The organism is Patescibacteria group bacterium (assembly GCA_038065255.1).
Classification (GTDB): Bacteria; Patescibacteriota; Patescibacteriia; order JACQRZ01; family JACQRZ01; genus JBBTRI01.
In genome coordinates this window covers 1-2,324 of the sequence record JBBTRI010000021.1, presented here as the reverse complement: position 1 = coordinate 2,324, position 2,324 = coordinate 1, and the positions used below count along the sequence as shown (strand labels likewise).

Annotated in this window: 3 protein-coding genes; all 3 read right to left on the bottom strand. The window is 43.5% G+C overall.

The window, feature by feature from the left end; translation table 11 throughout:
• Positions 1-25: 25 nt before the first annotated feature.
• Positions 26-529 (bottom strand): adenylyltransferase/cytidyltransferase family protein, encoded by a 504-nt coding sequence (locus tag AAB400_04860; protein ID MEK7649208.1) that lies wholly within the window; start codon positions 527-529, stop codon positions 26-28.
• Positions 530-636: 107 nt separating this feature from the next.
• Positions 637-1,158, bottom strand: coding sequence for a hypothetical protein (locus AAB400_04855; protein ID MEK7649207.1), 522 nt, complete (start codon positions 1,156-1,158; stop codon positions 637-639).
• A 3-nt stretch (positions 1,159-1,161) separates the two neighbouring features.
• Positions 1,162-2,324 (bottom strand): TROVE domain-containing protein (locus tag AAB400_04850; GenBank protein MEK7649206.1); only part of this gene is annotated, 1,163 nt, incomplete at its 5' end.

Genomic DNA, 2,324 nt, shown 5'->3' with positions numbered 1-2,324 from the left:
CCACGAACTCTGGGAAAAACAAAAATTATAGAGACGCTTCACCTCGGATGCGTTTGATCAGATTTGTTGTTGAGTCAAGCTCGGCAATGTCCGGAATAATAATAACCTTTGCTCCACTTGTGCCTACAGCAACTTCTTGTTCTCTTCCAAGAAATTCTTGATTACGAAAAACAACATTAGTGCCAAGTGTCTCGGCTACACGCGTAAAATCCTCAAGCGAATGCTGGATATAGGAAAAATCTACATATTTGAGGGCATTTACCAGCATCACACGTTGAAATTCGCTCATAATGGGGCGAGATAGCCCTTTGCGCTCTTGGACATGGGCATTGCTATCAACGCCAACGACAAGAATGTCGCATTGGCGCTTGCACTGCATGAGATAGCGAAGATGAAAATCATGAAACAGATCAAATGAACCACTCGTAAGACCAATGGTCGCATCTGGGCGCGCCTTGCAATAATGTGCAGCTGATTCAAAAGATGTGGAACCTTCGGTTGGATTGATAATCATATTACTATATTCCATACACCCTATCAGCATACCTATTTGCACAATCCCGTCAATGGTCGATTGCGCTCAAAAGTATAAACATGGTAAATGAAAAGCCGAGCGCCACATGAACAATCTCCATATTACACCCCCATTCGTTTCTTTACTTCTCGTGCTGCAACCAACTTCGCTTCCAATATCGCATCTTCAGGGCCCATTCCATGCTTCTTCATGATTTCAATTCCGAATAATGCTAGTATCCTTAAAGTTTTTTTATTAGATACTTTTTCAATTGAACGCGACCATTTTTCGAGAATCTCCGTGCATTGCCATGCGCTCTTCTTCATTTCACGCGTATCTTCTTTTTTTGCTTGGGCAATAGCAATGACATCGTTATGAAACGATAGAACAATACCCTTCACCAAAGCAACCCACTCTTGCGTAAGGCGGCGCATTTCCGCACTATCATTTAGATTTTCTTTGAATAATTCGTGACATCGCTCAAACTGCATTTCCGCATAATCAGCGGCATCATGCATTTCTTTTGTTGCCAATTGCTCCCATTCATCAGACATTACGGCTCTGCGATTCTTTGCCGGAATATCTTTGAGATACGGCAGTGAGAATTCGCTCATTGGTTTTGGATAATTGTGTTCTATTGACATATATTATTCCTCTTCATCTGCATCTTCAGGAGATGCTGATGTGTTAGTAATTTTTTCGAGCGACATTGTTTTAATCGCTTCGACTTGATTATTCCCTCCATTCAATGTCGATGCTATAAACTTCAATGCATTTGCATTCCACCCATAGATGAAGTACACATCCTTTTCTCCTTTGGGCACGCTAGTGTCGCGGTAGGGCGCAATCGTTACTAAAAATGCTTTGGCGTTTGGATTGACATTTTTTTTGTACTCGCGCCAAAGATTAATGAATGACCCACTGCATTCATACCCTTGCCCATGCGCCCAATCTTGGTCATCCGTAATGCCGATAAACGTATCGACAACAATCTTATTTTTGAGTAAGTGCTCAATTGGCGCTCCGACTGCGGTAGATCCGCCATTACTCATTTCTGTTACTTTTTCTGCTGTCACCATAATATCGTCACGACCTGAAATACCGTCAGCCGACACAACCTTGCCTTCAAATGGCAGTGTGATTGCACGATCTTTGATGCGTTTCAATAATGCTCCGGTAAATATACCCGCAATGTCGCAGTACACCATTGATCCCTTCTGTCCTGCAATGGGCTGCTTCATCGATCCGCTCACATCTATACCAAGTGCAATAGTACCGCTTCCAAGCTCGGGCATATTCACAAATGAACGTTCCAGCGCCTCGCGCAGTGCATCCGCAATACGACTGTCAGCTTGCTCACTTTCGGTATATTTTTTCCAGGCATTGAAGAATCGAAAGGGAAGTATTTTTGCATGCTCGATTGCTTCGGGATTTGTGAGGCGCTCAACGGCATAGCTCACGTTTTTTTCATCAGCAAATACACCATGTCGAGTGAATGTTGCAAGGTTGCGCAGCAGATTTTGATAGGGTGCTTGGTACAGTAATTCAGTCCAAATCGCCGGTGTCATTTCTTTCACAGCAGGAATAACAACCTCAAACGGCAAGCGTCCTTTTCGAATAAGTTCAATGATTTCTTGTTCGTTGGTAGACTTTTTCAGCTGTTCATACGTGTGCAGTTTTGGGTTAAGCGATGGATCATCGCCAAGTTCGCCTTTTACGATGTATCTAAAGAGTTCAGACTGCGCCGGCGATGTAGGTGTTGGGCGCAGGAGGCGTAAGATATCGCGAAGAGTGGGCTTATCGGAATTAT

Bases quoted from the DNA above. Each gene is read 5' to 3' on its own strand.
- AAB400_04855 (MEK7649207.1), bottom strand. From the start codon at position 1,158: ATGTCAATAGAACACAATTATCCAAAACCAATGAGCGAATTCTCACTG.
- AAB400_04860 (MEK7649208.1), bottom strand. From the start codon at position 529: ATGGAATATAGTAATATGATTATCAATCCAACCGAAGGTTCCACATCT.